Here is a 17,332-nt window from a genome sequence, read left to right on the forward strand (position 1 = left end):
GCGGCGTAGAAGTCCTGCGCCGCCCGCTGAGCGGAAGGCGCGGCCGCGGACGCGCACCCCGCCACACACACCAGCAGTGCCGCCCCGGCCGCCACGACCGTTGACACGCCGTGGAATCTCATCCATCGCTCCTGCCCCACCAACCGTAACTATCACCCCCCTACCCCACCGGCGTGTGCGACACCTCATGAGATGCCCGGTCGGGGTCATCCGCCCGGTGGGCCTGTCTCGGCATCTCACATGACGACGTCTTCGCCTGCGCCGCCGTTTCCGCCCTCGTCCGTGATGACCCGCGTGAATCCTGTACGGGCTCCGTCCACCGTGCGGCACCGGCAACGGCGTACCGCGATCACCAGCCGTGTTTCCCCTCGGACGAGCCGGGTACCCGGCCCCGTGAACGTCCCGGCACCCCGCACCGTGAAAAACGGCATTCACCACTTCGAAAGGCCGTCTGTCGATCGGCCCCTCTCCACCGCTTCGCGGACGTGGAACGTCGACCGGACGTGGAACGTCGACTGGAAAGGAACCGAGCTCATGAGCAGTCCCACACCCCGGCCACTGGCACTCGTCACCGGAGCTTCCAGCGGCATCGGGTACGAGCTGGCCAGGCAGTTCGCGCACAACGGCTTCGACCTCGTCGTCACCGCCGAGGACGAGGGCATCGAGGAGGCCGCCGACTCGATACGGGAACCGGGCGCGCAGGTCACCGCCGTTCGCGCCGATCTCACCGAGTTCGCCGGGGTCGAGGAGCTGTACGCTCGCGCCACCGCCTCGGGCCGGCCCCTGGAGGCGGTGGCGATCAACGCGGGCGTCGGGGTGGGCGGCGACTTCGCCCGCCACACGGATCTGGCCGCAGAACTGAAGCTCATCGACCTCAACGTCACCTCCTCGGTGCACCTGGCCAAACGCGTGCTGGCGGACATGGTCGGCCGGGGGCGGGGCCGCGTGCTGTTCACCTCCTCCGTCGCGGCCACCATGCCCGGCCCCTTCGAGGCGGTCTACGCCGCTTCGAAGGCGTTCCTGTTCTCCTTCTCGGAGGCTCTGCGCGAGGAGCTCAAGGACACCGGCGTCACCGTCACCGCCCTGCTGCCCGGCCCCACCGACACCGACTTCTTCCGTCGCGCCGGCATGCTGGACACCAGGGTGGGAGCCGGGAGGAAGGACGACCCCGCCCAGGTGGCCGAGCAGGGGTTCAAGGCACTGATGGCGGGTGACGACCACGTGGTGGCCGGTTCGGTCAAGAACAGGGTGCAGAGCGTCACCGCCAAGGTCACGCCCGAGACCGCCAAGGCGCGCATGCACCGCACCCTGGCCGAGCCCGGCAGCGCCCACGAAGACCGCGACGACACCTGACGACACCTGGAGAAATCATGCGCCGTTCCCGTGTCGGCAGCGTCGTGATCGACCGCGACGACTTCGCGGCCGGGGTCGCCTTCTGGTCGGCCGCCCTCGACGCGCGCCCGGAGAGCGGCGACGGCCGGTGGGCCTCCATCGCCCAAGCCGCGTCGCACGCTCACCGGCACCGGCGCCCGTGGCCGACGACCGTGTTTTCTCGCGGGGAGAGCGGGCAGGCGCAGGACTATGCCTGAACTCGACGACACGCTGTCCTTGCTGCTCGAAGGCTATGGCTGGTTGCCGAACCTGCGGCGCCGCACCCCCGGCGGGGTGGTCCGTACCCGGCTGATGGGCCGGCGCGTGGTGGGCCTGTGCGGGCCGGAGGCCGCGCGGTTCTTCTACGACGAGGACCACCTCCGGCGCGATACCGCGCTGCCGGAGATGGTCAAGAGCACCCTGACCGGGCACGGCGCCGTGCACACCCTCGACGGCGCCGACCACCGCCTACGCAAGGCGATGTTCACGACGCTGATGACCGACCAGGGCATCGCGGCCCTGACCGGCCACACCATGACCGCCTGGGACGAGGCGGTGGCCTCGTGGGCCGACGGGCGCCGTGTCGTGCTCTTCGACGAGGTCGCCAAGGTGTTGACCCGCGGCGTCTGCCGGTGGACCGGCGTCCCGCTGGACGGCACCGACGTGGAAGACGCGGCCGGCGACCTCCTCGCCATGGTCGACGGTTTCGCCACCGCCGGGCCACGGCACTGGCGGGCCCGCGTGGCCAGAGGGCACCGCGAGGCGTGGCTGGCCGCCCTGGTGCGGGACGTGCGCCGCGGCGCCCTCTCGGTACCGGCGGGCTCAGCGGCCGACGTGGTCGCCCACCACCGCGACCCCGGCGGCGAACTGCTCGATCCCCGCGTGGCGGCGGTGGAACTGCTCAACGTCATCCGCCCGACCGTGGCGGTGTCCTGGTTCGTGACGTTCGCGGCTCATGCCTTGCACCGCTGGCCCGAGCACCGCGCCCTCCTGCGCGATGATGACGGTGACGGCGAGGGGTCCTTCGCCGAGATGTTCGCCCAGGAGGTCCGCCGCTTCTACCCGTTCGCCCCCTTCGTCGGCGGCAGGGCCGTCAGGGACCTGTCCTGGCAAGGGGAGCCGATCGGCGCAGGTTCGCTGGTGTTGCTCGACATCTACGGCCAGAACCACGACCCGCTGCTGTGGAAGAAGCCCTACACCTTCGACCCGCAGCGGTTCGACGGCCGACGGATCGGCGCCTTCGACCTCATCCCCCAGGGCGGCGGCGACCCGCGCACCGGCCACCGCTGCCCCGGCGAGCCCATCACCGTCGCCCTCCTGCAGGCCCTGGCCGTCCGCTTGGCCCGGCTGGACTACCACGTCCCCGAACAGGACCTCGGCATCTCCCTGCGTCGAATCCCAGCCCGCCCGGCGAGCGGGTTCGTCCTCTCCCTCACCCGCCCTGCCGAGAACTGACCACACCGGTCCCGGCCATCACAGCGCGACGCGGATCCCGCAGCCGGTCGGTGTCCGGCCGCGCGGAGGGTTACGACGAATGGACAAGTGAAGGATCGTCATGGGCGGAGCGTGGCCTCCTCCGCTCCGCCGACGCCGACAACGTTGCGGGGCTTATCGCTCCCTGCGTCGCGGAAGGATAAGTTTCGACCAATAATGTTGGACTTTCGTCGTTCCTCGGCGAAAGTCCAACGAAGTCGGCCGTAACATCTGGACAGTCTGCGCGTAACATTTTAAGATCGCAGCAGAATGACCGAATGAGCCGCAAAAATGGCGAAAGTTCAGGAGGTGCAGCGATTTGCGATTGCAGCACCGCACTCTTCGTCCCCCGCGTGGCGAGAGGTCGCTGCCCGAGGCCGGGATAGGTCGCCGACTCGAATCACCGCGCGGGCGCGCGGCCGTCGAGCCGGAGCCGGAGCGGCCGGGAGCGAACCACCTCACCCACAGGGCTCGGCACCGTACGGCGACGGCGGCCGAGGCGGTCTCGCAGGCCGTACCGATCGCCGGGTTTCCACGGCCCCGGCTCACTCCGTATTCGTACCACCGCACCTGATCACGCGGTTCCACCGACCGCGGCCCCGCTCCGCGATCGGTGATCGGCCGGCCCCCACACCCCCCACCCCCCTCGAATGCCTGGAGGTCGTCATGCGACTGCCGATCCGTACCACCGCGACCTGCTGACGGCAGGCGCGGCGCCAGGTCGGCGCCGCGCCGCCGGCACAAGGGAGATAGCCGGGCCGGCGAGGGCGTACGCCGACCGCCCCGTCGGCCCGGTCCCGCTCGTCACCCGCCGGTGGAGGCCGGTATGCGCCGACAGCACCGGCGCTCACCGTTCACCTGCTCCCCCCGGCCGGCGAGCGGGACGATCCCCGCGTCCCGTCGTCATGGCCCACCGCGACGGCCGGCGACGGCCCCCTTCGTGATGCCCTCCAACGTGTCCGCCCGCGGTCGCTTGACGGTTCGCCACAGCTCCGCGGCGCTCGAAGCCTCAAAGACGAGGTGACTCACAACCCCTGACAAGGACCTGTTGACTGTTTTACCCATAGCAGTCACAGTTTGTCCGAGCGACGTCGCCGAGGGATTCCCCCGCCTCTCCGCGTCGTTGGCGTGATCGGCGCACGCCTGTATGGATTCGTACTACAGGAAGCGAGCACCACCGATCATGTTAAGAAAACTCGTCGCATGCGTCGCCGTACTGGCGACCGCCCTCAGCCTGGGTCCTCCACCGGCACAGGCCGCACCGAGCACCGCCTCGAAGGCAGCGGCGCCCGCGGCGCCCGCGGCACTCGCGGCGCCCGGCTACACCCAGGTGACGCTGGCCAAGGGCGCGGCGGAGACCGGCGAGCCGATGGGCCTCACCGTCCTGCCCAACCGGGGCGTGCTGCACACGTCGCGCGACGGCACGATCCGCTACACCGACGTGCTGGGCAACACCAAGGTGGCTCTCACCATCCCCGTGTACACGCACGACGAGGAAGGCCTGCAGAGCATCAAGGCCGACCCGAACTTCGCGTCGAACCGGTGGGTGTACGTCTACTACGCGCCGCCGCTGTCCACTCCGGGCGGTGACGCGCCGGCCTCGGGCACGGCGGCCCAGTTCGCCCCGTTCAACGGGGTGAACCGGCTGGCCCGGTACACGGTCAACGCGGACCACACCCTCAACGCGGCCTCCGCGGTCACCATCCTCGACGTCCCCACCAGTCGCGGCATGTGCTGCCACGTCGGCGGCGACATCGACTTCGACGCGGCCGGCAACCTCTACCTCTCCACCGGTGACGACACGAACCCGTTCGACTCCAGCGGCTACACGCCGATCGACGAGCGGACCGACCGCAACCCGGCCTACGACGCGCAGCGCACCTCCGGCAACAGCAACGACCTGCGCGGCAAGGTGCTGCGGATCAAGCCGAGTGCGGGCGGCGGCTACACCGTCCCGGCGGGCAACATGTTCGCGCCCGGCACCGCGAACACCCGGCCCGAGATCTACGCGATGGGGTTCCGCAACCCGTTCCGGATGAACGTGGACAAGGCCACCGGCATCGTCTACCTGGGTGACTACGGGCCGGACGCGGGCAGCGCCAGCGCCACCCGGGGCCCGGCGGCGTCGGTCTCGTTCGAGCGCATCACCCAGCCCGGCTTCTACGGCTGGCCGTACTGCTCGCAGTTCAACGTGCCGTACATCGACTTCACGTTCCCGTCCGGTCCCTCGGGCGCCGCGTTCAACTGCGCCGGCGGGCCGGTGAACAACTCGCGCAACAACACCGGCATCACCCAGCTCCCGGCCTCGCGCGCGGCCTGGCTGCCGTACGGGGTCGGCCAGGACCGGTCGGAGCTGTGCTGCGGAAGCTGGTCGCCGATGAACGCCCCGGTCTACAACTACGACGCCGGGCTCGTCTCGGACGTGAAGTTCCCCGCGTCGATGAACGGCAAGGTGTTCATCGGTGAGTTCGGCCGGCGGTGGATCAAGACGGTCACCCTGAACGCCAGTGGCGGGGTGGGCTCGATCGAGCCCTTCCCCACCTGGACCGGCACCCAGGTGATGGACATGGAGTTCGGGCCGGACGGCGCGCTGTACGTGCTCGACTACGGCACCGGATGGTTCGGCGGCGACGCCAACTCGGCCGTGTACAGGATCGAGTACAACTCGGGCACCGGCCAGGCGCCGATCGCGGCGATCGGCGCCAACCCGAAGGCCGGCAACGCGCCGCTCACCGTGCAGTTCAGCTCGGCCGGGAGCACCGACCCGGACGGCGACCCGATCACGTACGCGTGGGACTTCACGACGAACGGCAGCACCGACTCGACCGCGGCGAACCCGTCGTTCACCTACACGGCCAACGGCACGTACACGGCGACGTTGACGGTGAGCGACAACACCGGTCGCAGCGCCACGGCGAGCACCACGATCAGCGTCGGGCAACCGACGGTCACCCTCAACCTGCCGCTCAACGGGCGGGTGTTCAGCTTCGGCGACGCGGTCCCGTTCCAGATCAGCGTCACCGACCCGAACTCCCCGACCGTCGACTGCAGCCGGGTGAAGATCAACTACATCCTCGGTCACGACAGCCACGGCCACCAGATGACCAGCGCGACCGGTTGCTCGGGCACCATCCAGACCCCCGTGGACGGTGAGCACGACGCCAACGCGAACATCTTCGGCGTCTTCGACGCGGAGTACACCCCGGTCGGCTCGACCACGGCCGTCCACGCGCCGCAGGCCGTCCTGCAGCCGCGGACCCGCCAGGCCGAGCACTACAGCGCTCAGCAGGGCGTCCAGATCGTGGCCAAGCCGTCGGCCAACGGCGGCAACGCGGTCGGGCACATCGAGAACGGGGACTGGATCTCGTTCACGCCGTACAACCTGACCGGGGTCACGTCGTTCACGGCCCGGGTCGCGTCGGCCGGCACCGGCGGCACGCTCACCCTGCGGGCCGGTTCGGCGACCGGGACGGTGGTCGGCACGGCAACGGTCGCGCCGACCGGCGGCTGGGAGACGTGGGTCAACGTCACCGGCACCGTGACGCCGCCGTCCGGGACGACGAACCTGTTCCTGGTCTTCACCGGTGGCGCGGGCTCGCTGTTCGACGTCGACTCCTTCACGTTCACCAGCGGCACCCCGCCGACGTCGACGAACCTCGCGCTGAACAAGCCGGCGACGGCCTCCAGCGTGGAGGCGGCCACCTACCCGGCCTCGGCCGCGGTGGACGCGTCGGCGACGACCCGGTGGTCCAGCGCGTTCTCCGACCCGCAGTGGATCCAGGTCGACCTGGGCGCCACGTACACGATCAACCGGGTGCGCCTGGTGTGGGAGGCGGCCTACGCGTCGGCGTACCAGATCCAGACCTCGCCCAACGGCACGACCTGGACCAACGCCAGGTCGGTGACCGGCGGCAACGGCGGCGAGGACAACAACACCGGCCTGAGCGCCTCCACCCGGTACGTGCGCATCCACGGCACCACCCGGGGCTCGGCGTACGGGTACTCCCTGTTCAGCTTCGAGGTCTACGGAAGCTGAACGCCACGGCGGACCTGATCCGCCCTGCCGGGTAACGCCGCCGCGGGGCGTCCGAACGTCGGACGCCCCGCGGTGTCACTTATCTTCGGGCTCCACGGCGAAGGGCACTTGTCCCGAGGCTCCCGGGGGTTTCATATGAGGTCCTGGTCACTCACCGAAGTGGCCGGATCTTTCTTGCGCTCCGGTGCCCGGTGGTGTCGTCGAGCTGGACGAAGGCCCGTTGGACTCGGTCCGGCGCGAGGTCCTGGGGGAGACGGGTGTCCACGTCGAGCCGATCCGCCTGACCGGCGTCTACAAGAACATGACGCTCGGGGTCGTCTCCCCGGTCTGTCTCTGCCACCCGGTGGAGGGGGAGGCCAGATCAACTGAGGAGGCGACGAAGACCACATGGCTCACGCTCGACGAGGTCTCAACCCGCATGTCGGAAGCATTTCCGATCCGTCTGCTGGACGCGCTCCGAATCGCCGGTCCCGCTGTCCGTACGCATGATGGCGAATACCTGCTTGGACCTGATTCGGTATGAGCCACCAGATGTCCGCAGAAGCGGAATGGACTCACACACTTGTTCCAGATTGCCCCCACGTACGATCTACAGGGCAGGTGGTCGTCCATCACGGTGACGGGGGAACAGTGAGCTGTCGAGACTGCGGGACCTGCACTAAGCCGGCCGTTCCCCGCGTGGGGCAGAAGTGGATGGTCGGGCTCCTGTACTTGTGCACCGTCGGTATCGCTTTCGTGGTGAAGCGCGGGTTCATGCGTCACTGTCCCGACTGCAGGCATCTGCTCAGCAATCATCTGCGCCGGGCGGACGGATCGTTCCGCGACTAGACCGTGTGTCATAAGTGGCGTTCGATACGACGGACCCAGGTGTCGATCATGCTGATGATTACGGTGGTTTCGTACCGCACGGCAAGTTTGTCGTAGCGGGTCGCCACGCTGCGGTGTTGTTTGAGCAAGTTGATGCCGCACTCGACGGCGTGTCGTAGCCGGTAGGCGACCTTGTCGAAGGCTGGTGGTCGCCCACCCCGTGAGCCACGGGCGCGGCGGTGGGCGACCTGGTCGGCCTTGATCGGGATGACGCAGCGGATCGACCGTTGGCTCAGGTAGGCACGGTTGGCCTTGCTGCTGTACGCCTTGTCAGCTAAAACCCGGTCTGGGCGGCTGCGCGGCCGACCACCACCAACGCGCGGGACCCGGATCCGGCCGAGCACTGTGATGAATTGCGGGCAGTCTCCGCGTTGTCCGGCAGTGAGCACCATCGACAGCACCTTGCGCCCTTGCTCGCAGGCCAGGTGCAGCTTGGTCGTCCAACCGCCCCGAGACCGGCCCAACGCGTGATCCTCCGGCTCCGCGCCACCAGCACCACCCGGCGGCTCAACTTGCAGGTGCGACTGTCGCCTGGCGCCAGCGGCGTGCTGATGCGCCCGAGCGATCGTGGAATCCACACTTATGTCCCAGTCGATCAGACCCGACGTGTCAGCATGACCCTGCAACCCGGCCAGGATCCGAGTCCAGATACCCTCGCGCTGCCACCGCCGGAACAGCCCGTACACCGTGCGCCAGTGTCCGTAACAGGCTGGCACGTCCCGCCACGGCGAACCAACCCGAATTCGCCACCGAATTCCATCGATCAGCTGTCGTCTACTCCACTTCGGTGGTCGGCCAGGCTTCTTCCTCTTGGGCAGCAGCGGTTCCAGTACCGCCCACTGCGCGTCGGTCACATCGAACCGCCTCGTCACCGCCACGCTGAATGGCACGTCGAGCCGTACTGCAGGCGCGGTTAGTGCACGATCTTGTTCGATGGGTACCACTCCTCGCCAGCGGGCTCACCCGCGAGATTCCAGCTCCACGACACGGTCGGCGTGATGCGCAGGTAGGTGCCGGGGCCGACCAGGCCGACCCGCTCGAAGGGCTGCTCGGCGTCGCCGTACACGCGGATGCCCCGGGCGATGAACGGTTCGAGCGACACGAGGTCGTCGACCACCAGCGCCACCTTGTGGTTTCCGGAGGCGATGTTGCGGAACTTGCGGGTGTCGCGCACGGTACCGGCACCGCCGACCCACAGGAAAGTCCCGTCGAACTCGACGGCCACGGGTACGACATCGGGCTGTCCGCCCTCGCCGAGGGTGGCCAGCCGTCCGAGCGGCTGCGAGCGCAGGTACGTGATCTCTTCGTCGGTGAAAGCCATTACGGCAAACTACACCGTTCAGTTTAGTCTTGCGCAATGGGTGAGAACCGCTCCGACCGTAAGCACCGTGCCATCCTCGACGCCGCGACGGAGGTGTTCCTGCGCAACGGCTACCTGGGCACCACCGTGGAGGAGGTGGCCGCGGTCGCCGGGGTGTCGAAGCCGACCGTCTACAAGCACTTCACTGACAAGCGGCGGCTGTTCCTCGAGATCGTCGCCGCCACCGTCGACGAGGCCGGCCAGGTCGTCCAGGACGCGGTGTCCGGCCTCGCCGACACCCAAGATGTCGAGGCGGACCTGCGCGAGCTGGCCCGGCGGCAGCTCGCGCTCGTGCTGCGCCCGCGCGTCGTCCAGCTCCGCCGGCTGGTGATCGGCGAGACCTCTCGCTTTCCCGAGCTTGGCCGCACCTTCTACGAACGCGGTCCCGGACGAACGATCGCGGCGCTGGCTAAGGCGTTCGCCGACCTCGACGCCCGGGGGGCGCTGCTGGCAGCCGACCCGGTCACCGCCGCGACCCAGTTCAACTGGCTCGTCATGTCCGCACCGGTCAACCAGGCCATGCTGCTCGGTGATGACCGCGCTCCCACCGCCTTGGAGCTGGACCACCATGTCGAGGGCGCGGTACGGGTCTTCCTCGCCGCGTACGGCCCGGCGGCACGCCCACGGGAATTACCTGGCTCGGCTGAAGACGTTCACCGCGTCGGATCCGGGATCGTCCGCACGGAACACCAGCGGTAGTCGCCGTAGCCGTCGAGCCGGACGAGAGACGGCCGCCCGTCCAGAGGCGCCTGTCCGCCGATCCGGAACCTGCCGTGTCCACTGTCATCACGTCAGGCGGGCAACTATCCCCAGCCACTTATGACACACGGCCTAGGGATGTGGTGCCGGCTTCCGAGAACAGTGGTGGCCCCGCCCCCACTCCCCAGTGGAGCGGGACCACCGTTTCCGACCGGATCCCGGCGGGCTGCCGGGTGAGCGCGTATCCGGTCGGAAGACCAGGGGTGGGACGACCGAGGTGTCCCAGCACCGGGGCGCGTCCGGGGCACACTCGCGTCAGGTGCCCGGGTCGAACGGCGTGGTCCTCGACGGCGCGGCGGTGTCGGGCCGCCGCGCCGTGAGGGGTGGGCCGAGGTCAGCTCGCGCTGCAGGAGACCGTCGGCCAGGTCGAGTTGCCGTTGCGCTGGATCGTCACGCCCCAGTTGTTGCCGTTGCCGTTGGGCCTGGCGGTCAGCACCTGGGCGCTGGGGTAGCTCGCGCTGATGTTCCAGGTGGAGAGGACCTTGGCGGGGGACGGGACGTTCATCGTCACGGTCCAGTTGCTCGAACCGCTCACCGCGACGTTGAGGTTGTAGCGGTCGCTCCACTGCTCGCCCGCGGAGAGCGACGCGGTGCAGCCACCACCACCGCCACCACCGCCGCCACCACCGCCGCCGCCGCCGGAGGAGCCGCCGATCGTGATGTTGGAGTTTCCGCTGCTCTGGTAGCCCTCCGTCGCGAGGATCATGTAGTCGTGGCTGCCCAGGCTCATTCCGTTACGGGCCCACGCGTCGAAGTGGTTGCCGGAGGTTATGGTGCCGCCGGTCTTCTTCGACTGCCGGACGCTCCAGTACTGGTTGAAGGTCCTGGTGCCCTCGATGGAGGGGGCGTTGTATCGCGTCGTCTGGTAGATGTCGTACGTGCCGCCGTCGCTGGTGACCGTGCCCTTGTACGTCCCCGTGGGCCGGTAGGTGCCCCAGTTGTCGACGATGTAGTACTCCACCAGCGGATTTCTCGTCCACCCGTAGAGGGTGAGATAGGCGTTGCCGGACGGGTTGAAGCTGCCCGAGTAGTTCACGCTTCTGCGTCCGCCGGTGCTCCAGCCCTTGCCCGCGACGAAGTTCCCGGTGTTCCTCCATGAGGTGCTGTAGTTGCCGCCGGACCCCAGCTCCATGGAGACCGTGCCCTGGCTGTCGGTCCAGAAGGAATAGAAGTAGCCGTTGTTGGTGCCGGTCTGGTTGGTGGTGATGGCCGCGTAGGCGGGGCCGGGCAGCACCGCCACGGCCATGGCCAGCGCCACGGCGCAGACACGGGCGACGAGCGACCTGGCGCGGCCACGCCCTCGGCTCTTCGAGGGGGCGGGGGCATCGTTCATATGCGTGCTTCCTCCTGGTGAAGGCCGATAAAGGCCGTTGGGGGCAGGCAGCGTGATACGACCCGCGGGGCGGGCGGTGGCCGAGGTGGCGTCCACCGCGCGTTGGGGTCGTACAACGCGGCAGGGCTGGGCCGGTCGTGCGGTCGACGACCGGAGGACCAGGCCGCGCGGCGGGTGACCCGGATCGGCAGCGGTTAGGGCCTGTCGATGGTGAGAGTGTGGGTTTGACGCGCCAGGCTGTCAACAACTTTCAGAAATATATCGGAAATATGATCTTGCTTGCGATTCCCGGAAAGGGCATTTCGCCTGGCTGTCGGCCCTGGCTGGTCAATCGAGGGCGAGGACGGCCAATGAAAGCTTCTTCGTCGCGACCAAAGGCCAGCCGATGTTACCGAAATATTTCGATGCTTTCTTGACAGGTTTCGTGACAATACACAGAATGACTCACCAGGCAGGCCCGCTCGTCCCACCCGGGTGACCTTGCGGCAGAACCGCAGCTCAACACGGTCCTGCGCATTCCGTACGCGTTACGCCGCAGCCGTACATGCGTCCGTCCTTACCGATCGGTGTTCCAGTGGAGGAACAGAGTGATCGACAACGCAACCATCACCCGCGGAAGCCGGGTACGCCGCTCACGCATCCGGAGTTCACTCGTGATGGGTCTTCTCACCGTCCTCGGCGCGGCGTTCGCCGTGACCTCCTCACCCGCGGCCCAGGCCGCCGACTGCAGCGCCGGATACGTCGGGCTCACCTACGACGACGGCCCCAACCCCGGCAACACCGCCAACCTGCTGAACGCGCTGCGGCAGAACGGCCTGCGGGCCACCATGTTCAACACCGGGCAGAACGCCCAGAACAACCAGGCCCTGGTCCGCGCCCAGCGAGACGCCGGCATGTGGATCGGCAACCACAGCTACACCCACCCCCACCTGACCACCATGAACAGCTCCCAGATCCAGTCGGAGCTCCAGCGGACCCAGCAGGCCGTCCAGCAGGCCACCGGCACCGCGCCCAGGCTCTTCCGGCCTCCGTACGGGGAGACCAACGCCACCGTGAGGTCGGTCGCCCAGCAGCTCGGCCTCACCGAGATCATCTGGGACGTCGACTCCCAGGACTGGAACGGCGCCAGTACCGCCCAGATCGTGCAGGCCGCCGGACGGCTGCAGAACGGCCAGATCATCCTGATGCACGACCAGTACGCGACGACGCTCAACGCGATCCCGCAGATCGCCGCGAACCTGAGAAGCCGCAACCTGTGCGCCGGCATGATCTCGCCCTCCACCGGCAGAGCCGTGGCACCCGACGGCGGCACCCCGACCGCCTCGCCGACACCGACGCCGACGAACCCGCCGGGCGGCGACTGCACGGCCGCCATCACCGCCGGCCAGCAGTGGAGCGACCGGTTCAACCTGTCGGTCAACGTCTCGGGAAGCAACAGCTGGATCGTCACGGTGACCCTGCGCAACGCCCAGCGGATCAGCTCCACCTGGAACGGCAGCCCGACCTGGGACGGCAGCGGCAAGATCATGACGATGCGCCCCAACGGCAGTGGCAACACCTTCGGCTTCACCGTGATGCACGGCGGCGACTGGACCTGGCCGGCGGTCTCCTGCCGGGTGGGCTGACCCTCGCTCTCGGCCGGCCGTCGGCACGGCGACGGTGGTGTCGCCGTGCCACGAACCGCGGGCGCCGCCGCTCCCCCTTACGCGGGGGGAGCGGCGGCGCGCCGTCGTCGGGTCAGGAGACCCCGCATGTCAGTACCGGTGTGGCGGCGGTCCCGTTGGCGGTGAATCCGAACGTGGTGGTGGCGTTGGCGGCGAGGCCGCCGTTCCAGGTCTCGTTCCGGACGGTGACGGCCGCTCCCGAGCCGGACCGTACGCCTCCCCACAGCTGGGTGACGGACTGTGAGCCGGGCCAGGTCCAGCTCACCGTCCAGCCGTTGATCGCGCTGGAGCCGGCCCGCACGGTGACGTTGGACTGGAAGCCACCGCCCCAGTCGTTCACCGTCTGGATCGTCGCCGTGCACCCGCCGGGGACGGGAGTCGGCGTCGGCGTGGGAGTGGGGGTCGGCGTCGGGGTGGGAGTCGGCGTGGGCGTGGGAGTGGGGGTCGGCGTCGGGGTGGGAGTCGGCGTGGGCGTGGGGGTCGGAGTCGGTGTCGGCGTGGGGGTCGGCGTCGGCGTGGGCGTGGGAGTCGGCGTGGGCCCGCCGATCACGACGGTCGTGAGGGAGCGCGGCTTGAGGGTGACGGCGCCGCCCGTGACCGCGGCGCTCGTGAGCGAGTTGGAGTTGTCGGTGACGTAGGCGGTGGTGCCGCCCTGCAGGCCGTCCCAGGTGACGGCCGAGTTGCCGGTGTTCAGCACCCCGACGACCTTCGATCCGTCGGAGTTGAGGAACGCCGACACCTTCAGCGACGAGTTGCTCGTCGACGTGCCGAGCCGGACCGCGCCCGGCCGGATGAACCGGCTGTAGGCCGCCATCGCCCACAGCCGCTTGGACACGCGATAGGTCCGCGCCGCCGGGTCGATCTGGATCAGCGCCCGGGTGGCTCCCGAAGAGCCCCCCAGCCAGTAGAGGTAGCCGCTGACGTTGCCGACGGTGAGAGCCTGATGGATGTTCTGGGCGATGGTGAAGCCGTCCTGGCCGCTCCCGTCGTCCCAGTTCTCGTTCCAGGTGCTCCCGTCGGGGCCCCATTCCGACATCCAGGTGCGCTTGTTCCCGGGTTGCGGGCTCGTTATCTGGCTTGCGTAGGTATGAGCCGTGTAGGTGGACACCCAGCGGCGGGCCTCAGGGTCCGCCTCGATGGCGTTGGTGTACGGCTTGCCCTGGTCCCAGCCGAAGGAGTCGCAACATGCGATCTTGACGTCGGTCGCGATCGGGCCGAGGACCTTGACGAAGGCGGCGGCCTGAGCCGGGGTGAAGCGCATGGACTCGTAGGTCGCCGTGTAGTCGGGTTCGTTGGTGAACCCCAAGTCCGTGATCTTGATACCTTCCTGCGCGTAGAACTTCGTGTACTGCGCCAGGTACCGGGCGTAGGCCGCGCGCCACTCGGGCTTGAGGGTGCCGCCGTTGTTCTCGCTCCCGTTGTCCTTCATGTATCCGGGGGCGCTCCAGGCGTTGGCGTAGAAACGCTCCAGGCCGTACGACTGCGCGACCTTGGCCACCCACACCTGGGCGCCGTCGTCCCCGTCCCACACGTATCTCGGCGGCGCGTCAGGTCCACCCGGGTTCTGCGGCTGGATGGAGACCATCTTGTCGTACGGACTGCCGACCGGCGAGGCGCCGATGCCCAGGCGCAGGATGCTGAGCCCCGCGCCGGTCTCGCGGTCGAACCACAGGCGGAAGACGTCGTTCTGCTGCGCCGTCGACAGGTTACGCAGCAACTCCCCCCGGCGGAACGCCGTGGAGACGCCGAAGCCGTCCATCTCCTGATAACGCACACTGTCTGAAACGGTGATGACAGGCGCGGCTGCGACCTGCCCGGCCACGGCCTGCCCGGCCACGGCCACCAGTGACGTGCCGAGAAGGGCGATTGCCATGACGATCCGTACCACGGACCCTCCCGAGATCGTGCCATCCGGATGCTGATAGCAGGTGAAGCTGGTCTGACTGAGGCGGCTCGATGGTTTCCGCGGCCGTGCATCCCGCTGCGTACTTGGCTCACCGACGGGAGTTCCCCTTCCGGCCGCCACCGCCCCGAGCGTGATCGCCGCGACGGCCGCCGCAGACCCGAGAAGGGCGGTCATCGTATGTTTGCGCTAACAATTGGGTGAAAGCGGTGCGTCCGCTCGGCACCCAAGTGTGGAAAAGGCATGGAAAGGTGTCAAGGACATGGCTAGAAAGTTTCGGGCGTCTCGCTTCTACGTGGATGCGACGACCTGCGGACATCACGTCCCCGCCATGTGAGATATCAGCCTCTCCACCAGCGAAAACCCGACTTGCGAGGTCGGGCTCTTTCAGCGGGGCCACCCGGCCGGCGGAAGAACGGCGGCTCTGAACGTTTCATTTCCCACGATGCCCTCGATGCCCTCGATGCCCTCGATGCCCTGGCTCCGGCCCGTCGAGGTACGGCCCCGAGCCGGGTCCGACGACAGGGGCGCGCCCGCGACGACGCCTGGGAGCACGCCTGGTCATGATGCCACCGGCCGTCCAGGACCGGGCGGTTGTGATGCCGTCGGCACTCTCGCGACCGGGCATCCAACCGCCCGCCGAGTGATTTTGAAATATTTCGAGGTTCCAACATTGGCCTTTCCTCTTGCAGAAAGGTTTAATACGATTATTTTCGCTGCTATACCGAAAGTTTCGGGGGTCGATTCCAAGGGAGTTCGATGAAGCGTTTCCTGACCTTCGGTGCCACCACGCTCATGCTGGCCGGCACGCTGAACGCCGTTCCCGTTTTGGCGGAAGAGCGTCGCCCCACGGTCGCCGAGCAGAGCCTGCGCGCGCTCGCCGCCCGCCACGGTCTCGCCATCGGCACCGCGATCGACGTGGACGTGCTGCACGACGCGGCCGATCCGCAGTACCGCGCGCTCGCCGCCTCGCAGTTCTCCTCCGTCACCGCCGAGAACGCCATGAAGTGGGAGTCGCTCGAACCCACCCGGGGCACGTACAACTGGGGCCCGGCCGACGAGCTGATCGACTTCGCCCGCGAGAACAAGCAGCAGGTCCGCGGGCACGTGCTGGTCTGGCAGAACCAGTTGCCGGCCTGGCTCACCCAGGGCGTCGAGGACGGGACGATCAGCAAGACGCAGCTCCGTGACATCCTGCGCAATCACATCACCACCGTCGTCAAGCGCTTCAAGGGCAAGATCTCTCAGTGGGACGTCGTCAACGAGGCGGCCAGCGACCCGTGGGACACCCCGTCGTCGATCCACCTGAAGGGCTTCTGGGCGCAGCACCTCGGCCCCGGCTACATCGCCGACGCCTTCCGCTGGGCCCGTGCCGCCGACCCGAACGCCCTGTTGTTCTACAACGACTACAACATCGAGGCGTTCGGCGACCGCGGGTCCTCCGACAAGACCTGGTACGTCTACAACATGGTCAGGCAGCTGCGCGCGAGCGGCGTCCCCATCGACGGCGTGGGCAGCCAGGGACACCTTGGCACCCAGTACGGCAACTTCGACGCCTTCCAGGCGCTCGAAGTGCTCGACGCCTTCTCCGACCTCGGGCTCGCCACGGCGTTCACCGAGGTGGACGTGCGCAGCCAGATGACCGACGGGGTGCGTGCGGGCGACTCCAACGAGATCAATCCCCGCCTCCAGGCGTCGGCGTCGAACTACAGCGTGCTCCTGCAGGCGTGCCTGGCCAACCGGCGCTGCCTGTCCTACACCGTCTGGGGTTTCACCGACCGGCACTCCTGGGTGCCCGGCTGGTTCTCCGACCCCCCGGAGGGCATGGCCACCCTGTACGACGAGTCCTACCGGCCCAAGCGCGCCTACAACGCCGTCAAGGCGGACCTGGCCTTCTCCGGGCCGCCCCACGTCCTGCCGAGGATTCCGCAGAAGCCCCGGCGATGAGCGGCGGCGGGGTGTCCGCCGACTCGGACGCCCCGCCGCTCCCCTCCCCGAAGGACCATCCCCCGAAGTGGAAAAACCGGCTCACCCCCACGGAGGTGTGGGGGTGAGCCGGAGAGATGACGTGGCGCACGGGCCGGGCCGTGGAAACCACGGCCCGGTCCGAATCGGATCAGGGACTGGTGCAGGTGGCCGTGGGGGTGGCCGCGGTGCCGTTGGCGGTGAAACCGAAGGTGGTCGACTGACCCGCCGCGATGGAGCCGTTGTACGCGGCGTTGCGGACGCTCACGCTGGAGCCGGACACGGTGTGCTGGCCGCTCCACAGGCTGCTGATGCTCTGCCCGCCGGGCCAGGTCCACCGTACGGTCCAGCCGTTGACCGGCGCGTTGCCCGCGCTGACCGTCACCGTCGACTGGAAGCCGCCCGGCCAGTTGTTGGTCGTCGTGATCGTCGCCGCGCACGCCCCGGGACCCGGAGTCGGGGTGATGGTCGGTGTGGGGGTCGGGGTCGGGGTGATGGTCGGTGTGGGAGTCGGGGTGGGGGTCGGGTTGGGGTCGGCGGCGTTGAGGGCGTTCAGGACCGAGGTGTAGGCCGGCTTCTTGTTGCCCGAGGTGTCGAACAG

At 68.6% G+C, this 17,332-nt stretch carries 12 protein-coding genes and 1 pseudogene; 8 read left to right on the forward strand and 5 right to left on the reverse strand.

Going from position 1 to position 17,332, the window contains the following annotated elements; all coding sequences use genetic code 11:
- The first annotated feature begins 534 nt into the window (after positions 1 to 534).
- From ACTOQ3_RS42805 to ACTOQ3_RS42825, 5 genes and pseudogenes are all read left to right on the forward strand, one after another.
- The gene (locus ACTOQ3_RS42805) at positions 535 to 1,353 is read left to right on the forward strand and encodes an SDR family NAD(P)-dependent oxidoreductase (protein ID WP_440089762.1); all 819 of its coding nucleotides are present in this window, start codon (positions 535 to 537) and stop codon (positions 1,351 to 1,353) included.
- A 17-nt stretch (positions 1,354 to 1,370) separates the two neighbouring features.
- Positions 1,371 to 1,589, forward strand: coding sequence for a hypothetical protein (locus ACTOQ3_RS42810; protein WP_440089764.1), 219 nt, complete (start codon positions 1,371 to 1,373; stop codon positions 1,587 to 1,589).
- Complete coding sequence (locus ACTOQ3_RS42815; protein WP_440089765.1) at positions 1,582 to 2,826, forward strand: cytochrome P450; 1,245 nt, start codon at positions 1,582 to 1,584, stop codon at positions 2,824 to 2,826. The genes ACTOQ3_RS42810 and ACTOQ3_RS42815 overlap by 8 nt, the downstream gene beginning before the upstream one ends.
- A 1,201-nt stretch (positions 2,827 to 4,027) precedes the next feature.
- A complete protein-coding gene (locus ACTOQ3_RS42820) occupies positions 4,028 to 6,880 on the forward strand; it encodes a carbohydrate-binding protein (protein ID WP_440089767.1) in 2,853 nt (950 codons plus the stop codon).
- 169 nt (positions 6,881 to 7,049) lie between these two features.
- Positions 7,050 to 7,403, forward strand: a pseudogene (locus ACTOQ3_RS42825) (NUDIX hydrolase); the annotation flags it as partial.
- Positions 7,404 to 7,716: 313 nt separating this feature from the next.
- On the opposite strand, the gene ACTOQ3_RS42830 reads toward ACTOQ3_RS42825, so the two are convergent.
- A complete protein-coding gene (locus ACTOQ3_RS42830; RefSeq protein ID WP_440089778.1) occupies positions 7,717 to 8,619 on the reverse strand; it encodes an IS5 family transposase in 903 nt (300 codons plus the stop codon).
- Between the two features lie 41 nt (positions 8,620 to 8,660).
- Complete coding sequence (locus ACTOQ3_RS42835) at positions 8,661 to 9,068, reverse strand: PPOX class F420-dependent oxidoreductase (protein WP_362810140.1); 408 nt, start codon at positions 9,066 to 9,068, stop codon at positions 8,661 to 8,663.
- Between the two features lie 36 nt (positions 9,069 to 9,104).
- On the opposite strand from ACTOQ3_RS42835, the gene ACTOQ3_RS42840 reads away from it, so the two are divergent.
- Positions 9,105 to 9,806, forward strand: a complete 702-nt coding sequence (locus ACTOQ3_RS42840) for a TetR/AcrR family transcriptional regulator (protein WP_440089769.1) — start codon at positions 9,105 to 9,107, stop codon at positions 9,804 to 9,806.
- A gap of 394 nt (positions 9,807 to 10,200) precedes the next feature.
- On the opposite strand, the gene ACTOQ3_RS42845 is transcribed toward ACTOQ3_RS42840, so the two are convergent.
- Positions 10,201 to 11,199: a glycoside hydrolase family 11 protein gene (locus tag ACTOQ3_RS42845; protein WP_440089770.1), complete on the reverse strand. Its 999-nt coding sequence runs from the start codon at positions 11,197 to 11,199 to the stop codon at positions 10,201 to 10,203.
- Positions 11,200 to 11,855: 656 nt separating this feature from the next.
- On the opposite strand from ACTOQ3_RS42845, the gene ACTOQ3_RS42850 reads away from it, so the two are divergent.
- Positions 11,856 to 12,824, forward strand: coding sequence for a polysaccharide deacetylase family protein (locus ACTOQ3_RS42850; RefSeq protein ID WP_440089771.1), 969 nt, complete (start codon positions 11,856 to 11,858; stop codon positions 12,822 to 12,824).
- Between the two features lie 112 nt (positions 12,825 to 12,936).
- Here ACTOQ3_RS42850 and ACTOQ3_RS42855 read toward each other — a convergent pair whose 3' ends face one another.
- On the reverse strand, positions 12,937 to 14,736 hold the full coding sequence (locus tag ACTOQ3_RS42855; protein ID WP_440089772.1) for a cellulose binding domain-containing protein: 1,800 nt from the start codon (positions 14,734 to 14,736) through the stop codon (positions 12,937 to 12,939).
- A 789-nt stretch (positions 14,737 to 15,525) separates the two neighbouring features.
- Between ACTOQ3_RS42855 and ACTOQ3_RS42860 the strand changes: the two genes are divergently transcribed.
- Positions 15,526 to 16,713: an endo-1,4-beta-xylanase gene (locus tag ACTOQ3_RS42860; RefSeq protein WP_440089775.1), complete on the forward strand. Its 1,188-nt coding sequence runs from the start codon at positions 15,526 to 15,528 to the stop codon at positions 16,711 to 16,713.
- A 169-nt stretch (positions 16,714 to 16,882) separates the two neighbouring features.
- Here the strand turns inward: ACTOQ3_RS42860 and ACTOQ3_RS42865 are convergent.
- Positions 16,883 to 17,332 (reverse strand): cellulose binding domain-containing protein (locus tag ACTOQ3_RS42865; RefSeq protein WP_440089776.1); only part of this gene is annotated, 450 nt, incomplete at its 5' end.

Origin of the sequence: Streptosporangium sp. LJ11, from assembly GCF_051918945.1 — a bacterium.
GTDB lineage: Bacteria > Actinomycetota > Actinomycetes > Streptosporangiales > Streptosporangiaceae > Streptosporangium.